This is a genomic window from Nocardia sp. Tas62D01 (assembly GCF_055232035.1).
Genome location: NZ_JBUYUZ010000001.1, coordinates 8033844 through 8050647 on the forward strand (window position 1 = coordinate 8033844; position 16804 = coordinate 8050647).

13 protein-coding genes and 3 pseudogenes are annotated in these 16804 nt (G+C 65.1%); 11 read left to right on the forward strand and 5 right to left on the reverse strand.

The window, feature by feature from the left end; genetic code table 11:
- Positions 1–292: 292 nt before the first annotated feature.
- Entirely contained in the window at positions 293–769 is a 477-nt protein-coding gene (locus ACV7NQ_RS38670) for a MarR family winged helix-turn-helix transcriptional regulator (protein WP_463364064.1), read from the reverse strand.
- Positions 770–837: 68 nt separating this feature from the next.
- Between ACV7NQ_RS38670 and ACV7NQ_RS38675 the strand changes: the two genes are divergently transcribed.
- The 6 genes and pseudogenes from ACV7NQ_RS38675 to ACV7NQ_RS38700 form a co-directional block, all read left to right on the forward strand.
- Positions 838–1761 carry an alpha/beta hydrolase gene (locus ACV7NQ_RS38675; protein ID WP_463364065.1) on the forward strand — a complete coding sequence of 308 codons (924 nt, stop codon included), beginning with the start codon at positions 838–840 and terminating at the stop codon, positions 1759–1761.
- 272 nt (positions 1762–2033) lie between these two features.
- The gene (locus ACV7NQ_RS38680; protein WP_463364066.1) at positions 2034–3035 is read left to right on the forward strand and encodes an IS701 family transposase; all 1002 of its coding nucleotides are present in this window, start codon (positions 2034–2036) and stop codon (positions 3033–3035) included.
- The gene (locus ACV7NQ_RS38685) at positions 3032–3499 is read left to right on the forward strand and encodes an SDR family NAD(P)-dependent oxidoreductase (protein ID WP_463364067.1); all 468 of its coding nucleotides are present in this window, start codon (positions 3032–3034) and stop codon (positions 3497–3499) included. The genes ACV7NQ_RS38680 and ACV7NQ_RS38685 overlap by 4 nt, the downstream gene beginning before the upstream one ends.
- Before the next feature lie 151 nt (positions 3500–3650).
- Positions 3651–4532 (forward strand): annotated as a pseudogene (locus ACV7NQ_RS38690) (AMP-binding protein); the annotation flags it as partial.
- A 121-nt stretch (positions 4533–4653) separates the two neighbouring features.
- Entirely contained in the window at positions 4654–5280 is a 627-nt protein-coding gene (locus ACV7NQ_RS38695) for an AMP-binding enzyme (RefSeq protein ID WP_463364068.1), read from the forward strand.
- A gap of 860 nt (positions 5281–6140) precedes the next feature.
- Positions 6141–6344, forward strand: a pseudogene (locus ACV7NQ_RS38700) (hypothetical protein); the annotation flags it as partial.
- Positions 6345–6648: 304 nt separating this feature from the next.
- Here the strand turns inward: ACV7NQ_RS38700 and ACV7NQ_RS38705 are convergent.
- From ACV7NQ_RS38705 to ACV7NQ_RS38715, 3 genes are all read right to left on the reverse strand, one after another.
- Positions 6649–7845, reverse strand: coding sequence for an enoyl-CoA hydratase-related protein (locus ACV7NQ_RS38705; protein ID WP_463364069.1), 1197 nt, complete (start codon positions 7843–7845; stop codon positions 6649–6651).
- Positions 7846–7935: 90 nt separating this feature from the next.
- Positions 7936–8430, reverse strand: a complete 495-nt coding sequence (locus ACV7NQ_RS38710) for an ester cyclase (protein ID WP_463364070.1) — start codon at positions 8428–8430, stop codon at positions 7936–7938.
- Between the two features lie 33 nt (positions 8431–8463).
- Positions 8464–10008 (reverse strand): AMP-binding protein, encoded by a 1545-nt coding sequence (locus tag ACV7NQ_RS38715; RefSeq protein ID WP_463364071.1) that lies wholly within the window; start codon positions 10006–10008, stop codon positions 8464–8466.
- A 98-nt stretch (positions 10009–10106) separates the two neighbouring features.
- Here ACV7NQ_RS38715 and ACV7NQ_RS38720 point away from each other — a divergent pair, with 98 nt between their 5' ends.
- The 5 genes and pseudogenes from ACV7NQ_RS38720 (at position 10107) to ACV7NQ_RS38740 (ending at position 15386) form a co-directional block, all read left to right on the forward strand.
- Positions 10107–10709, forward strand: a complete 603-nt coding sequence (locus tag ACV7NQ_RS38720) for a TetR/AcrR family transcriptional regulator (RefSeq protein WP_463364072.1) — start codon at positions 10107–10109, stop codon at positions 10707–10709.
- A gap of 916 nt (positions 10710–11625) precedes the next feature.
- Positions 11626–12430 (forward strand): annotated as a pseudogene (locus tag ACV7NQ_RS38725) (thiolase C-terminal domain-containing protein); the annotation flags it as partial.
- Between the two features lie 82 nt (positions 12431–12512).
- Positions 12513–13376, forward strand: coding sequence for an SDR family NAD(P)-dependent oxidoreductase (locus ACV7NQ_RS38730; protein WP_463364073.1), 864 nt, complete (start codon positions 12513–12515; stop codon positions 13374–13376).
- A gap of 77 nt (positions 13377–13453) precedes the next feature.
- Entirely contained in the window at positions 13454–14692 is a 1239-nt protein-coding gene (locus ACV7NQ_RS38735; RefSeq protein ID WP_463365986.1) for an NAD(P)/FAD-dependent oxidoreductase, read from the forward strand.
- A 10-nt stretch (positions 14693–14702) separates the two neighbouring features.
- Positions 14703–15386: an SDR family NAD(P)-dependent oxidoreductase gene (locus tag ACV7NQ_RS38740; protein WP_463364074.1), complete on the forward strand. Its 684-nt coding sequence runs from the start codon at positions 14703–14705 to the stop codon at positions 15384–15386.
- A 220-nt stretch (positions 15387–15606) separates the two neighbouring features.
- On the opposite strand, the gene ACV7NQ_RS38745 is transcribed toward ACV7NQ_RS38740, so the two are convergent.
- Positions 15607–16764 (reverse strand): acyl-CoA dehydrogenase family protein, encoded by a 1158-nt coding sequence (locus tag ACV7NQ_RS38745; RefSeq protein WP_463364075.1) that lies wholly within the window; start codon positions 16762–16764, stop codon positions 15607–15609.
- Positions 16765–16804: the final 40 nt, after the last annotated feature.

Here is a 16804-nt window from a genome sequence, read left to right on the forward strand (position 1 = left end):
CCCGCGTATAGTCCTGAACCCGCCATATGACGTGGAACACAAGGAGCTGAAGTTTCGCCATTCTCGTGATCGGCTACTGGGTTGCGGGTGAGGGTGTGTGAGGTTAGCTGGTCGTCAGGGGTTGGCGGGTGGGCGGACCCATAAGCCAGGCACGGAACGCATAAGCGCGCGTCCCGGCCTACGGCACCCAGTTGCGGACGGCGAAGAGGCATCAGTCCGGGGCAGACCCTGATGGTGCGCCGAGGCTGACCATGCCTGGCCGCTGCCGTTTCGACCGGGTTGGGAATATGCGTCAGCCTGTGGGCGTGCCGATCTGGTCGCGCTCCAGGACGGAACGCAGCTCCGAGAGGGCCTGCGCGGCGGCCGTCATGGGGGACGCCTCGAGCGCATCTGCGATCAGCTCGGCCAACCGCTCGGTAAAGGTCCCTTCTGCCGCGTCGACCAACTGCAGGCCGTCGTCGGTCAGGGCCAGCAGTGAGGACCGGCGATCGGATGGATTCGGCTGTCGGACGGCCCAGCCCTGCTTCTCCAGACGGTCGATGGTCTTGCTGGTCGCCCCGATGCCGATGGCGAATTCGGCGGCAAGGTCCGCCACGCGGGACTCGGGGTGGTCGCGCAGGTAGTGCAGGGCCTCGAACTGCGAGGTGACGATCCCGTGCCGCTCACGGAGGCGGTCGTTGAGGGCGTTGTACAGACGCGTCTCGCATCGGACCAGGTCGGCGAAGAAGCCCGGGAGGTCGACCGTCTCACCGCTCGCTTTAGATGTCACGGCATATAGTCTACGTTAGATGCCACGGCATATAGTGCAATGGAAGATACTTACGGCAGGAGAAGAAGATGAGCAAGGAACAGCGCGCGCAGATTGACGCAATGCTGCGGCAACCGCGACCCGAGGGCCCCCGGTCGGTCGAGGCGATCCGAGCCGGATTCAAGGCGCTGATGGCCCAGATGATCGTGCCCGACAGCATCCGCACCGCGCAGACAACGCTCGGCAACCGACCCGCATTGCATGTCGAGCCGGACAACGGGCCGCGTGCCGGGACGATCCTGTACTTCCACGGTGGCGGCTGGGTATACGGCTCCCCCGAAAGCGTGCTGTCGCTGACCGGACACCTCGTTGCCAAGACCGGCTTCGGAGCGTACTCGGTGGACTACCGGCTTGCCCCCGAGCACCCGTTCCCGGCCGCGATCGAAGACACACTGAGCGCCTACCGCGCCCTCCTCGACAGCGGTCAGGACCCTTCGACCATCGCGTTCGCCGGGGACTCGGCCGGCGGCGGCCTCACCGTCACGACCTGTCTGGCCGCCCGCGACGCGGGCCTCCCGCTGCCCGCCGCCATCGTGACGTTCTCCCCGGGCCTCGACGCCACCCGCACGGGCGAGAGCATGGACACCAAGGAAGGCATCGACCCGATCCTCACCCGCAAGTCCGTGGAACACACCGGAGCCATGTACCTCGCCGGGCAGGACCCGCACCAGCCCATGCTCAGCCCGGCCGTCCTCGCCGACCTGACCGGCTTTCCCCCGATGCTCATCCAGGTGGGCACCAACGAGGTCATGCTGGACGACTCCACCCGCCTGGCCGCCCGCGCCCACGCAGCCGGAGTGGACGTGATCCTCGACATCACCGCCGACGTGCCGCACGTGTTCCAGTCGTTCGCCGGCGTTCTCGACGAGGCCGACCAGGCACTGGACCGCGCAGCCCTGTTCCTCACGCAGCACGTCCACATTCCCGACACAGCGGCCGCGTCAGCCGGGTAAATCTCGGAGCCGTCTGGCCATACAGCAGGCTGGGCGGCTCCGAGCTTCGCAGTGAAAAGACGGCAACACGAGTCGACCGTCCGCAGAAGCAGAACGGGCCGTGGTGGCGGACGAGAACCTCCGCGTCAGGCCAGTTCTTGCGGCGTGGGAGAGGGTGCGCGGTGATGGCGCCCCCTGGTCCGGACGCAATGCGGCGGATCGGGTCATACACGGTGCCCGTCCTTGCCGGAGGTTGCGGATGCGCCGCGCGTCGCCGTACAGAGGAGGTCCAGGTGCCGGTGACCGTACCGTCATCCTTGTTGATCGTGCTGGAAGTCCTGCGGCCGTGCTTCACCGCCCCCTCGTTCACGACGATGGCGGCGCTGGTCACCGGGGTGCTGTCGGGGAACGGTCCGCGCACCGTCACCGGGATGTGGCAGGCCGCCGGACTGGCCGGGAAGGCCCACTGGTCGCGAGCGCACCGGTTCTTCTCACAGGCGGTGTGGGACCTGGACCAGGTCGGACTCGCCCTGGCCCGTGCTGTCGTGGCTCGCTTCGTGCCCCGGGGCGCGGCGGTGACCCTCGCGGTGGACGACACCTTGTTCCACCGCTACGGAAAGAAGGTCCACGGCGCGAATTACCAGCACGACGGCTCTGCCAAAGGACGCGACGACATCGGGCGCGGCAACTGCTTCGTGATCATCGGAATCGTGCTGACCGTGCCGTTCCTGGCCCGTCAGGTCTGCCTGCCCGTCCTGTTCCGCCTGCACATCCCCAAGACCAGCATCTCCAAGACCGAGCAGGCCAGAACCATGGTCGACCTCTTCGCCCAAGCGCTGCCCGACCGCGTCGTCCACATAGTGGGCGACGCCTTGTACCGAGGGCCGGCCTGGCGTGACCTGCCCGCTCGGGTCACCTTCACCACCCGCCTGGCCGCCAACGCGGTCCTGTACGGACCCCAGCCGCCACGCACCGGCAAACGCGGACACCCCGCCTGGAAGGGCGAACGCCTGGGCACCGCTGCCGAGATGGCCGTCGGCGCGACCTGGACCCGTGCTCGCGTGACGCGCTACGGCGTGACCGAGGACATGGACCTCGCAGTGATCGCCTGCCTGTGGTGGGGCAGCCTGCACCGCACCCCTATCCGCGTGGTCCTGATCCGCGACCTGGACGAGACCCGCCCCTACACTCTCGCCCTGGCCAGCACCGACCTGACCACCAGCGGCGAACATCTTGTGGCCCGGTACGCCTCGCACGGGTACTCAAACAGCAGGGCACCGGCGGCGCGGTCGTGAACGTCGCTTCGGTCGCCGGGGTAGCGGGTGGCCTGGGTCCACAGGCATATTCGGCCGCGAAGGCTGCCGTCATCAGCTTGACCAAGAACACGGCTGTCGAGCTCGCACCTTTTCGGATCCGCGTGAATGCCATCTGCCCCGGACCGATCCTCACCCCGCTGGTGCACGGCGGCAAACCCGAGCGAACGGCGGCGCTGATGGATGCCTCCGGGCAGCCGTGGCCCGATCACGGTGAGCCGGAGGATATCGCCGGTGCCGCGGAGTATCTGCTGGGCAGGTCGGCCCGATTCGTCACCGGAGCGTCGCTGTTGGTCGATGGCGGCCTGGTGGCTATGGGTCCGGGCTTCGAGTACACCCGGCGGATGCGGGTCGATCCCGGGCGGGCAGGCCTGGTCGGCGTCAACCGCGGCACGTCGGGAGAGGAATCGCGGGTGCATCAGAGTGCGCAGCGCGAGGGGGTCTGACCGATGACAGCTGTCCAGCGAGCGGTTCGGCATCCAGACAGAAGACACATCAGTGCAGCGTTCAAAGGATGACCACCTCGCGTTGCTGGCGCAGTTATGGGCTGAGCGACTCGTCGGTGCGCCCACCGAACCGCAGTACCCCTTCGGTGAGGTGCCGCTGACGGAGTACGTCCGGCGGTGGGCCGAGCAGAGACCGGACCATCCGGCGATTGTCTTCTACGGCCGCATCGTCAGCTACCGGGAGCTCGACGAGCTCTCCGACAGGTTCGCGAATCTGTTGGTTGCCAGGGGTATCCAGCCCGGCGAGCGGGTCGCGGTTCTCATGCAGAATTGCCCGCAGTTCGTCATATCGTTCATAGGCATTCTCAAGGCCGGGTGCGTCTACGTGCCGATCAGCCCGATGTTCAAGCGCGCCGAGCTGGAGTATGAGCTGCGTGACTGCGGCGCGTCGGTGGTCGTCGCGACGCGTCGGCATATCGGGCTGGTCAACGACGTGGCCGGCGCTACCGGCATCCGGCTGATCCTGTCGACGAGTCTGTGGGACTTCGTCCCGACCGAGCCGTCCTTCAGGCCTCCACAGGATGTGATGCAGGAACCTGACCGGGGCGAAGGTGGCGATCTGTCCCTCGATCTCATGGAGGAACTGAGCCTTGCGTCGGCTGCTGCGACGTACGCTCGATCCGGAGAACTCGATGAGCTCGCGGCGCTGAACTACACAGGTGGCACCACCGGCGTGCCGAAGGGATGTGAGCACACCCAGCGGCACATGGTCTATACGGCAGCGACGATCGCTACCTACGACGGGTATGGCAGTGATGACGTGCACGGCATCGTCTACGGACTGTTCTGGATCGCGGGTGAGAATGTCGGTCTGCTGTTGCCGATCCTCACCGGTGCCACCGCCGTCCTCTATACGAGATGGGATCCGCACGCATCAGCGCTGGCAATCGAGCGGCACGCGATCACAACCCAGTACGGCACCGTCGAGACCTTCACCGAGGTAGGCGAGGCCGCTCAGCAAGATGGCCGCGATCTGTCGTCGCTCGTCTCGCCGCTGGTTGCCCCATTCGTCCGTCCGCTCGACGTGGAACTGCGCAAACTGGTGGCGGACCGTCGCCGGAGAGCACAGCACCATCCGATTGGCTCCCTACGGCATGACGGAGACGAACCCCTGCGATACCACGCTGTTCGGGGCGACCGCCGACGACTTCGATCTGCTGACCCGCCGGCTGCTCTCGGGGGTACCGGTGCCGGGTACGCGGATCGTGATCGCCGATTTCGAGACCGGCGAATGGTGCGACCTTGATGAGGAGGGCGAGATCCTGATCAGCTCGCCATCCGCGCTGAACGCCTACTGGCGAAATCCGGAGGCGACTGGAGGATTGCTCAGGGATGGCTGGGTGCACACCGGCGACCGTGGCGTCATCGACGCCAGCGGTTGGTTGCACTACCTGGGCCGGAACAAGGACATGATCAAGGTCAATGGGATGAGCGTGTTTCCGGACGAGCTGGAGACTCTGCTCGTCGGACATCCGGCGATCGGCCGATGCGCGGTCATCGGCGTCGAGGATGCCGATCGCGGGGAGCAGCCCATGGCCTTCGTGACGACGACCGGGCGCGGCGACATCGACGTGGCCGAGCTCACCACCTGGGCGAGACAGAACATCTCGGCTTACAAGGTGCCGCTGTTCAGAACAGTCAGCGAGCTTCCGTTGACTGCGACCGGCAAGATCGATCGGCGCAGGCTGCGGGAACTCGCCGCCGACACGCCTGCATCCTAGGACGCAGAAACTCCGAGCCGCCGGGCCGTTGCTGGCATCCTGCCGATTTGGTCATTATTCTAACTTAGAATGGAATCTAATCCATGAGTGGAGCCTCGGCTCCCACGGGAGGAAAAGGAACTAGGCGATGGAGTCGCTCTCGTTATATCCGCGACCGGTCGTCGGTCCCGATCTGGCCGGGCACCGGATGTCGGGTCCACACGGTACGTGCCGCTGAGCGTGATGATCACCAAGAGGAAAGAACCGGGCCGGAGCGGCTCAGCCAGGTCATGGAGCACGTCGAGCACCACCTCGACCGGCCCATCGACGTAGCCCAGCCGGTACGCATCGTGGCCACGTCGGAGTACCACTTCGGCGCGCGGACAGGTGTTACCGAGGAGCGGATCACGGCTTTCGAACGACGATCGGAACGACGCCGCACCGGGCGGCCACCGAAGTCCGCGCACTGACCGACCGCGTAGCGCAGTGGATTTCGCTGCAGCAGTAGGTGGGAGACAGCTCTGGACAGACCGAGTTCGTTGGAACAGCATGTGGCACATGGTCAGTCCAGCCGCGTCGATTACACCTGCGAAACCTGAGGTAAGGAGACTGCGGTCAACCTGCGTACCGGTCGCGTGGACGGCAACCACCGGCCGGGGACCACGAGCACGTGCGACGAAGCTGGACGCCGCATCGTCCAACCTGACGGCGGCTTCGATCACGTGAGTCCAGAACCGGCGGGCCCATACACCGCGCGTTGCGAGTGTTCGGAGTGCGGGGCGCATATAAGCGTAATCCGACGGACGGGAATGACACATGGTCGTTTCGTGTGTCACCGGTGCGGCGCAGACGTGGGCCCCGCGGACTGAAACTTCAAGGAGCACGCCACGATGCGCAGTCGGCCGGTCAGTGCAATTGCGGCGGAATTCGACGGTGGCGACGCGTCGATGGCGGCAAAAGTCGAGTTCCGCGAGTTCCTGTGCGGGGGCTGCGGGGTGCGCTTCGATACCGAGATCGCGGCGGTCGATGGTCCTCTGCTCTGGGATCTCAGGCTGATTCCGGTAGACGACGCCGGTTCTCTGTAATGCTCGCGCCGCCCGGCAGTCCAGCCGGGCGGCGCGAGAGGGGCAGGCCGAACGTGAGACCTGTCCCGACAGGGGGTTTCGAGATTCGTGTGATATTCCACGTTGGGCAGTTCGGGCATGACGTCGATTTGGCGCGGGCAGGCGATCGACTTGATCGTGCGGCACAGCTCGGCCTCGAGTTCGTCGACCAGGTCCTCGCCACTGCTCGCGGCCTCGCTGATGAGGATGACGAAGGCGACGAAGAGTCCAGTCATTCGAGTTTCTCGTCCTGTGGTTGGCTTGTGTGGAGGGCAGCAGCGACTGATCAGTTCCCGCTGAAAGTTGGGGCCTGGCCCTCGAGGAACGAGGCAACAGCAGCGGGTACGTCCTGGGTGCGACCGCATTCGATGAGCAGATCGGTTTCGCGTCGTAGTTGTTCGGACAACGTGTTGGTGGCGGATTCCCGCAGCAGGGTTCGCATACGGGCGAAGCCTTGTGTGGGGCCATGCGCGAGCCGCAGGGCTCGCTCTCGTGCTTGGTCGTGTAAATCAGCGGCAGGCACGATCGCGTTGATGAGGCCCCATGCGAGTGCTTCCTCGGCGGTGATGGGGCGATTCTCCAGCATCACTTCGGCTGCGCGGGCACGGCCGATGGTGCGCGGGAGATGCCAGCTGCCGCCTCCATCGCCGGAGACGCCGAGGCCGCCGAACGCGGTAACGAAACGCGTGTTTTCGGCAGCGAGCACGATGTCGGCCGCGTAGACGTACCCGATGCCTCCACCGGCAACGGCGCCGTGCGCGGCGGTCACGATGGGGACGTTGAGTCGTTCGAAGATCCGGAACGCTTCGTGGAATGGGGTAGTCATGGTGCGGAACAGCGCGCCGAAGTCATCGCCGCCGGCTTCTGCGAAGTAGGTGATGTCGCCACCGACGCTCAAGCTGGGGCCGCGGCCACCGATCAGGACAGCGCGAACCGAGGAGTCAGCCTGGATCCGTCGTGCCACTTCCAGCGTTTCGTCGGCGACGGTCTGGTCGATGGCATTCCGCACGTCGGGGCGGTTGAGGAAGACACTGGCGAGGCCGTCGGTGACGTCGAAGTCGATCGTTGTCATCGGACCGGCATTGCCGAGCGCATCGCGCCATGCTGCGGTGTCGGTCAACTGATCGAGAGCGGTGATGCGGGTGTCGTTGAAGGTGAGGATGTGCACGAACGCTGCATCGAGCGGGTTGCCACTGGCGTTGGCGGTCCCGACATACCGACCCGCGACGTGGAGCCGATCGGCGTCGAGGGGACGCACTTCGTCGACAACTGCGCGGGCACGGTAGTGGCGCGCGATCCGTCCCCAGAAGTTCCGGCGCATGTCGTCGGGTCCGTGGAACGTTCCACCAAGACCCAGCGGGAGCCCTCGGCTTGTGCGTCCGACGAACGAGGGGTCCAGAACGGAGTCCAGGACGTCACGATTCCCGGTGGCAAGGGCGTCGTAGAACTTGTGGGTGATTTCTGAACGGGTCTCGTGTGTCATGAGAGGTTCCTCACTCGGTGATTGGACTGTGCGGGATGGCGTCTTGCTCGATGCCGTGGTGTGCGACGACATCGAGCGGGATGTGGGCGCTCAGGGTTTGGTGCGGCCGAGTCGGTAGACGCCCGTCTGCTTGGTCAGGCCGATCAGGTCGTAGGAGGCGTTCAGGTGGCAGGCGCGGTCACCTCGGAAGGAGAAGACTTCGAGACCGGAGAAGTCGAATGCATTTCCGGCTCCCTGGATCCCGGGAGGGGTGAGTACTCCCGTGAAATGGCCGGTGCCGCGCCAACTGAACGCGGCCTGGCGGACGTCGTCACGGAACATTGGCGGCGCGATGACTTCCCATGTGAGGTCCGGATAGGCGGTGAGGACGTACTTGAGGTAGTCGCTGGTGGCCTGCGCTCCCTGAACGAACCAGTTCGTATGGCGGGTTGTCGGGCTGTCCAAAACGAAATCCTCCGTCACGATGTCCTTGACGCCCTCGTAGTCGTGGTTGTTCCACGCCTCGATCCAGCTCTGATACCACTTGACCGCGAAATCCCGATCCAATGCTCCGGCCTCTGCGGTCGGCGGGGAAGTGATCGTCATAGTGCTGCCTTTCTGATTGGTGAAGCGTGAGGTTCAGTAGATTCGTCGGTCGTGACCGAGCCAGTACGGCTCACGGACCACGTCCTTGCGGACCTTCCCGGTCGCCGTGCGCGGAAGGTCGTCGACGATGTCGACACTCGTGGGACACTTGAACGAAGCGATGCGCTCACGACAAAACGCGACGAGGTCGACCGGATCGATGGTGTGGCCTGCCCTGGGCACGACAACTGCCTTGACTGTTTCGCCCCATTTTTCCGAGGGGACACCGATCACGGTGGCGTCGGCAATGGATGGGTATGCGGCCAGGACCTTTTCGACTTCGGCAGGGTAGACATTCTCACCGCCGCTGATGATCATGTCCTTGCGCCGGTCACGGAGGTAGAGGTACCCCTCGGGGTCTATGTAGCCGAGATCGCCCGTGCGCAGCCAACCGTCGGGGGTGAGCGCGGCAGCCGTCTCCTCGGGCCGGTTGAAATAGCCGACAAGATTCTGTTCCGAGCGGGTCCAGATTTCGCCCGACTGTCCGGGAGGCAGTTCTTTCTGGGTGAGGGTGTCGACGATCTTGACTTCAACCCAGGAGTAGGGGCGGCCTGCAGACAACAGCAGGTGTTCACGGGGCCCTCCGGGGTCATGATCGTCGGGCTCCAACTGAGCAAATGCTCCAGTGGCTTCGGTGAGACCGTAGATCTGCGCGAAACCGGAGTTGAGAGCCTTCATGGCGGTGACCAGGGTGGAGGGGGCAATGGGGGCACCGGAATAGACGAGGCGCCGGAGCCCGAGTTCGCGTTGGTCGAGATCGGGAACCGCGAGAATTCCGTTCAGCATGGCCGGCACGAAGAACGCCATGGTGACGTTTTCTCTCTGACAGGTGTCGAGGACGCCGACGGAGTCGAAGTCGGCCACGATCACGGTGGTGACACCGCGGGCCATTCCGGCAAGCGCCCAAGCTAGGCCCCCCATATGGAACAGTGGCATGGCGGCGAGACTCACGTCATCTGGAGTGAAGTCCCAGGCGACGCTGATCCTTTCCAGCAGCGTCTTGACGTTGGTTCGGTTCGCGAACATAGCCCCCTTCGGGACGCCTGTGGTGCCCGAGGTGTAGAGCTGAAAAGCAATATCGTCCGGTTGGGTAGCACAATCAGCGGGAATCGGAGTCGAGGTCGCCGGCGGCCTTGCCTTCCAAAGATTCTCGGCGGTCTCGATCGGTACAGACTGCGACTTGGACACCCAAGTCTCGACGGAGGCGGTGAATGCGACCTCACAAACTATGTAGCGCGGCCGGATGTCATCCAGCAGTATGCCGATCTCGGCGGCTGTCAGCCGCCAGTTCAGCGGGGTGTAGATTGCCCTGATCTTTGCCGCGGCGAACATTGTGATGAAACAACCGGGACCGTTCTTGCCCACGTAGACGACTCGATCCTGAACTGCGACACCGGCCGACAGCAGGCGGTGGGCGAACGCCGTGGCGAGCGCGTCGACGTCCCGCCAGGTCCATGCCTGACCTCCGAACTTCAGCGCCGCTGCGTCGGCTCGGTGCCGCACATTGGCATCAAGAAGTTCGCTGATCGACCCAGCCATGACCGCTCCTTCCCTGGAATCGGACGATCGTCCGATTATTGGCGAACCTAGCACCCTCGCCGCCTCCTCGGCAAGGCTGGGATAGTGTCGGGCGGGCTATGACGAAGCCTGCTCAGACCAAAGCCGAACGGACGCGTCAGCGGATTCTTGCCGCCGCCGCGCATGAGTTTGCTGCGCACGGCTACGAAGGCACGAGTCTTCGACAGGTGGCCGATGGCGCGGATCTGAGAATCGGGAGCCTGTACTTTCACTTCGAGACCAAGTCGGACCTATTGACCGAGGTGCTGAGGGATGCCGTCGACGCGGCGCTGGAGCGGATCGTGGTCGGTTTGGCAGAATTGCCTGCAAGCGTCACCGCGCAGGACAGGGTGTCCATCGCGGTCAAGATTCACCTCAGGACTTTGCACGAGGACCACGACCGGGGCGCCGCTGTAGTGCGCGTGGTGGATCCCGGCACAGCTCGAGGCGATTGGGGAAACGACGCGCTGGATCATGTCAGAAGGTATGTGTCGGCATGGACCGAGCTTCTGACCGAAGCTCAAGGGGCGGGCGTTATTGATTCCCGGATACCTCCGAACATTGCAAGTCGAGTGCTGATTGGTGCTATGAACGCAACAGTCGGCAGTCGACAACTCGACCACGACGAGGTGGACCTACTCGCCGACGCGGTGTGTCGGATGTTCTTGGCAGGCGGAGAATAGCGGGACTGACAGTCTTGTCGACCCGTAGATCTGCGCAGCTATCACCTGATCACATCTCCGCGGGCAAGGAACCGATTAGATGGTCACCGCGTCGACACGATCGCGTTACCGTAGCGATCGTCAGCGTGCCGAAATCACTTGGAACGCAGGATATTGCACCGAAATGCACGTACGAGCATGGGCGACCGGAAGTTCGAGTCCCCTTAGCTCCAATCAGGAATGACCTGCTCATCGACTATTTCGATAGTCTGGAGACGGCACCGTCAGCTGGCAGGTTCCCTTCCATTACTACGACACCGACGGCACGCGCCGGATGTCCTCGGAAGCTTCGACGACTACGGCGAGGCCCGGTGGTGGGCCGTCCGTCGGCGCAAGCGAGCGGACCCGAGACGCTGATCGCATCGTGCAGTGAGCCGCGGGATTGAGAGGGCATCACCAAATACGGGCGACCGGTGGCGGTGACGTCGACATGCAACACGGTGACGATGTTGGGATGACCAGAAGTCGGCCCATGCTGCGTTGTTCGCGCAGCCGCTCCAGATCGGCGGCGCCAGAGCCGACCTGAGCACCTGACGGGCGACATGCCGTTCCAGTGCACGCTCGACGGCAGCGGTAAACAGCAACGAATCCGTCCCGACCGATCAACTCGGCACCTTCGAATCCTTCGGCTTCCAGTTCTGCTTCGATCGCGAGTGTCGGGCGCCGCTGGGTTGTTGGCGGTCCTCGTCTGGCCGCATCGCGTCAACCGCCTTCGAGGCTCCCGCCCTGGCCGCCTCGGTCGGCACACCATGCTCTTGCAGCAGGGCCATTCGTCGAGCCGCGGGCCTGTTGTCGGTGCACGATCCTGCTGCGCACCACGCTGCGGCTGACGCAGGCCAGGCAGGCGCGCTCGGTGGCCGAACAACTGGCCGACGGCATCGACGTGGAGAAGCTGAAAGATTCCGGATTCTCCGGCCTGCTGCGAGCGGATCCGCCGAGCGACGGCACCGCCGCCGAGCTGAGTCTGACGGCACCGGCGGCCTTCTCGCTGCTGGATCCAGCCTACTGCGCCCGCTACGACATCGACCCGGCCGATCTGCGGGCCGCGATGACCCACGTCGCGTGGAAGAACCACGTCAATGGGGCGCGTAATCCCAAGGCGCAGTTCAGGTCCGCGGTGACGAAGGAGAAGATAGAGGCGGCGCCCACGGTCGCGGGCCGGCTCGGCGTGTTCGACTGCTCCGGAGTATCCGACCGCGCCGCGGCGGCGCTGATCGTGCGCGCGGAGGATGCGCTTGATTACACTGATCGGCCGCTGTACGTCAAAGGTCTGTCGCTCGTGGCCGGACCGGCGCGCGGTGTTTCCGATCCCGGCTATGACTTCACCACTTTCCCTGAAGTGGTGGCGAGCGCCCTGACGCATTCGCGCAGGCGGGCATTATCGACGCCCGCAACGAGATCACCTTCGCCGAGGTGCACGACTGCTTCACGCCTACCGAACTCGTGCTCATGGAGGACTTGGGTTTCTCCGAACGCGGCCGGGCCTGGCGCGACAGCCTGGACGGCGAATACGAACTCGGCGGCAGACTGCCGATCAATCCCGACGGCGGCCTCAAGTCTTTCCCGGGGAGCGGCAACTGCGCGACCCGAAGCTCGGGCTTACACACAACCTGGGTGGCCGCCCAGGCAGTTTCGTTTCGTTCGTCTCGGTGGCCCGGAACTCGGGTGATCCGGCGCGCACATCGGTTGACTACTCGCTTGCATTTAATTTAATCTCAATTAAACACCGGTCGGTGAGCCCAGGGATCAACGTAAGGACAGGCCATGTCAGGAGTCGAAGACAGAGTTGTCGTTGTGACCGGTGCTGGTGGCGGCCTGGGGCGGGAGTACGCGCTGCTGCTCGCCGCCAATGGTGCGCTCGTCCTGGTGAACGACCTCGGTGGCACTCGCGACGGCTCTGGTGCCGGTACCTCGATGGCGGACGGTGTGGTGGCCGAGATCCGCGCGGCCGGTGGACAGGCGGTCGCAAACTACGACAGCGTCGCGACGGAAGCGGGTGCCGCGGCCATCGTGCAGACCGCGCTCGACGAATTCGGCGCTGTGCACGGCCTCGTCAGCAACGCAGGTATATTGCGGGACAAGGGATTCCAGAAGATGACGACCGCGGAGTGGGATGCGGTCGTCCAGGTTCACCTGTACGGGGGTTACCACGTCGCCAAGGCGGCGTGGCCGCACTTCCGCGAGCAGGGGCACGGGCGGATCGTGGTGGCTACCTCGACGAGCGGCATCTATGGGAACTTCGGCCAATCGAACTATGGCGCGGCGAAAGCCGGACTGGTGGGTCTGATCAACACGCTCGCGATCGAGGGTCGCAAGTTCAACATTCTCGCCAACGCGATCGCGCCGATGGCGGCCACCCGGATGACCACCGACATCGCGCCGCCGGAACTGCTGGCGAAACTGCCCGCCGCACAGGTCGCCCCTGTGGTCGGCTACCTGGTCAGCGATGAATGCACCGACAGCGGCACGGTCCTGGTTGCGGGCGGCGGCCAAGTACACCGTGTGCAGTACTTCCAGTCCACTGGCGTCACTTTCGACGAAACCCCAACGCTCGACGAGGTTGCCGAGCGCTGGAAGGAGATCACCGATATGACCGGCGCGCAGCCGGGCATCAACCCGGTCGGCTGACCGGGACCCGGGCGCTGCAGCCGTCGGGTGCCCGAAGTACAGCGCAACGACCAGAACGAAAGCGGAAGGTGAGCGAGTTGTCCCAAGAGAACCTTGTAGTCGTCGGGGCCTCCCTGGCCGGGTTGCGGGCGGTGGAAGCCGCCCGCAAGGCGGGGTTCGACGGTGGCATCACGCTCATCGGCGCCGAAGAGCATTTGCCCTACGACCGGCCGCCACTGTCGAAGGCATACCTCGATCAGCGGTCGGACGGGGAGACGCCGGAGTCGACCATCTTCCGGACCGAGGATGTCCTGCGTGAAGAACTGGGCGTTGAACTCGTGCTCGGCGCACCAGCGACCGGACTGGACACTGAAGCCAAACACGTGCTGATCGGTGACCGCGCGGTCGACTACAACGCGCTGGTCATCGCGACGGGCGCCGACGCGCGGACACTGCCCGGGTCGGAGGCCCTCCGCGGAGTGCACACCCTGCGGACCCTAGACGACGCGATCGCGGTGCGCGAATCCCTGGATGCGGGTGCGCGGACAGTCGTCATCGGTGCTGGTTTCATCGGTTCGGAAGTGGCGGCGGGCGCACGCAAGCGTGGGCTCGAGGTGACCATCATCGAGGCACTGCCGACACCGCTGGTCCGGGCGGTCGGCGACCGAATGGGCGCCGTGTGCGCCTCCCTGCACGAGCGCAGCGGGACCGATCTGCGCTGCGGCGTCGGCGTGACCGGCTTGGCGGGGGACGGGCAGGTGGAGCGAGTGCTGCTGACCGACGGCACCTCGATCGAGGCCGACCTGGTGGTCGTCGGAATCGGTGCGATTCCGGCGACCGGGTGGCTGGAGGGCTCCGGTCTGCGGTTGGACAACGGCGTCGTGTGCGACGTCAACCTGTGGGCTGGTGCCGAGCGGGTGTACGCCGCGGGTGACGTCGCGCGCTGGCACAACCCGCTGTTCGATCGCCTGATGCGGCTCGAGCACTGGACGAGCGCGGCCGAGCAGGGCGCGGTCGCCGCGCGCAACGCACTGGATCCCGAATCCGCCAAGCCGTATCAGACCGTGCCCTACTTCTGGTCCGACTGGTACGACAGCCGGATCCAGTTCGTCGGTGTTCCCACTGCCGACGAGATCCAAGTCGTCGACGGAGACCTGGACACGGACGGTCGATGCGTGGCGCTGTATCGCCAGGGCGACCGACTCGCCGGCGCACTCACGGTCAACGGCCAGAACGTCATCATGAAGTACCGCGGTCTGATCATGAAGAAGGCGACTTGGGATGAGGGCCTCGCCTTCGCTGCCAGCCGTCGCACCAGTCGCGTTCCGACTTCATGACCGCCAATAGGTGTCGCGGGGTCTCAGCGCGGAGACCCGCTACTTCGCTGCCGCCATGATCGGTCCGTTTCTCGAAGAGACGACATCGCTGTCGAAGCGGGTGCCGGAGATCAACGTGGCCGGTCCGATGATAGGCATGCGAGCCGTGCTGCCCGGGATGCTGTCGCGCGGTCGGGGCCACATTGTCAATGTGGCGTCCATGGCGGGCACCGCCCCAGTCCCCGGCAGGCTCAGCTATGGGGCGAGCAAGGCGGCGGTCATCTCGATGACCGAGACGGCGCGGGTGGAGTTCGCGAAGTCCGGAGTGTTCTTCACCTGCGTGCTGCCCTCCTTCACCAACACCGAGCTGATCGCGGGCACGACCGGAACGAAGTTCTTCCGGAATCTGGAGGCGGAGGAGGTTGCCGAGGGCATCGTTCGCGCCATCGCGGCGCGCAAATCGGACATCTACCTCCCCGGGATTCTCGGTCTGCTGGCGCGTACCCAGCCGTTGCTCGGCCGCAGGCTTCGGGACACCATGAACCATCTGATCAAGGCCGATTCCACCTTCCTGACGTTCGACCGTTCCGCACGGAGTGGATACGACGCCCGAATCAATAGCACGCCCGCGGGCGGCATGCTGGCGAACCGTGCCACGGCCGAGAACGCACCGGAGTCGGCAAAGCGTGCGCCCGCCCGGTCGGTGCGCAAGTGAACTCGTAGCCCGCGCCCATGACACAAAGGGTGGTTCCCCTCGCGAGGCGAACCACCCTCTCTCGTATCTGCCCGGGCAATTTCGGATCGCGTGCCACCCTGATCGCCCTGACGATGTGCAAAATGCCACATACGCCGCGTTTCCCGGCCGGACGCGCGCGACAACGGTCGGTGCGGGCGACGCGAGTGGCCCGCACCGACTGTCGTGGTTCCGCTCGGGCTTATCGGGTGAGGCCACCGCGAGCGATGAGCTGCGAAGCGATGACGTTGCGCTGGATCTCGTTCGTGCCCTCGCCCACGATCATCAGGGGCGCGTCACGGAAATACCGCTCGACGTCGTACTCGGTCGAATAGCCGTAGCCGCCGTGGATTCGTACCGCGTTGAGCGCGATCTCCATGGCGACCTCGGAGGCGTAGTACTTGGCCATGCCCGCCTCCATATCGCATCGCTCGCCCGCGTCGAACCGACGCGCCGCATGCAGGACGAGCTGTCGTGCGGCGGTGAGTTTGGCTGCCATATCGGCGAGGTAGGTGCCGATCGCCTGGTGCTGCCAGATCGGCACACCGAAGCTTTCGCGCTGCTGGGCATAGGCGAAGGCGTCGTCGAATGCCGCCTGGGCAACACCGAGGGCGCGCGAGGCGACCTGGATGCGGCCGGTTTCCAGGCCCTTCATCATCTGGGCGAAGCCCTTGCCCTCCGTGCCGCCGAGCACCGAATCGGCAGGCGCGCGGTAGCCGTCGAAGGCGAGTTCACAGCTCTCGATGCCCTTGTATCCGAGCTTCGGGAGGTCGCGCGAAACGGTCAGCCCTGGCCCGTGCTCGACGAGCAGGATGCTGATGCCGCGGTGGCGCGGTTCGGCGGCGGGATCGGTCTTGCACAGCAGGGCGATCAGTTGCGATCGGCGGGCGTTGCTGATCCAGGTCTTCGCGCCGGTGATCATGTAGCCGTCCGCGTCGCGCTTCGCGACAGTGGTCATGGCCTGTAGGTCGGAACCCCCGCCGGGCTCGGTCAGTGCCATCGTCGCCCGGATCTCGCCGGTGGCCATCTTCGGCAGGTAGCGCTGCTTCTGTTCTTCGGTGCCGAAGGTGAGGATCAGCTTGGATACGACCGTGTGGCCGCCCATTGCTCCGGCGAGGCTCATCCAGCCGCGGGCGAGCTCCTCGGTCACACCGACGTAGCAGGGCATGGAGACCGGTGCTTCGCCGTAGGGCTCCGGGATGGCCAAACCGTAGATGCCGAGCTGTTTCATCTGCTCGATCAGTTTCTCGGGGTACTCGTTGGCGTGCTCCAGGTCGCGAGCGACCGGGCGGACCTCGCGGTCGACCCATTCGCGCACCGTCGCCACTACCTGCTGTTCCTCGGCGGACAGCTCGCTCACTGTGACTCCTCGCTAGGCTCCAATGACTACCGATATACTT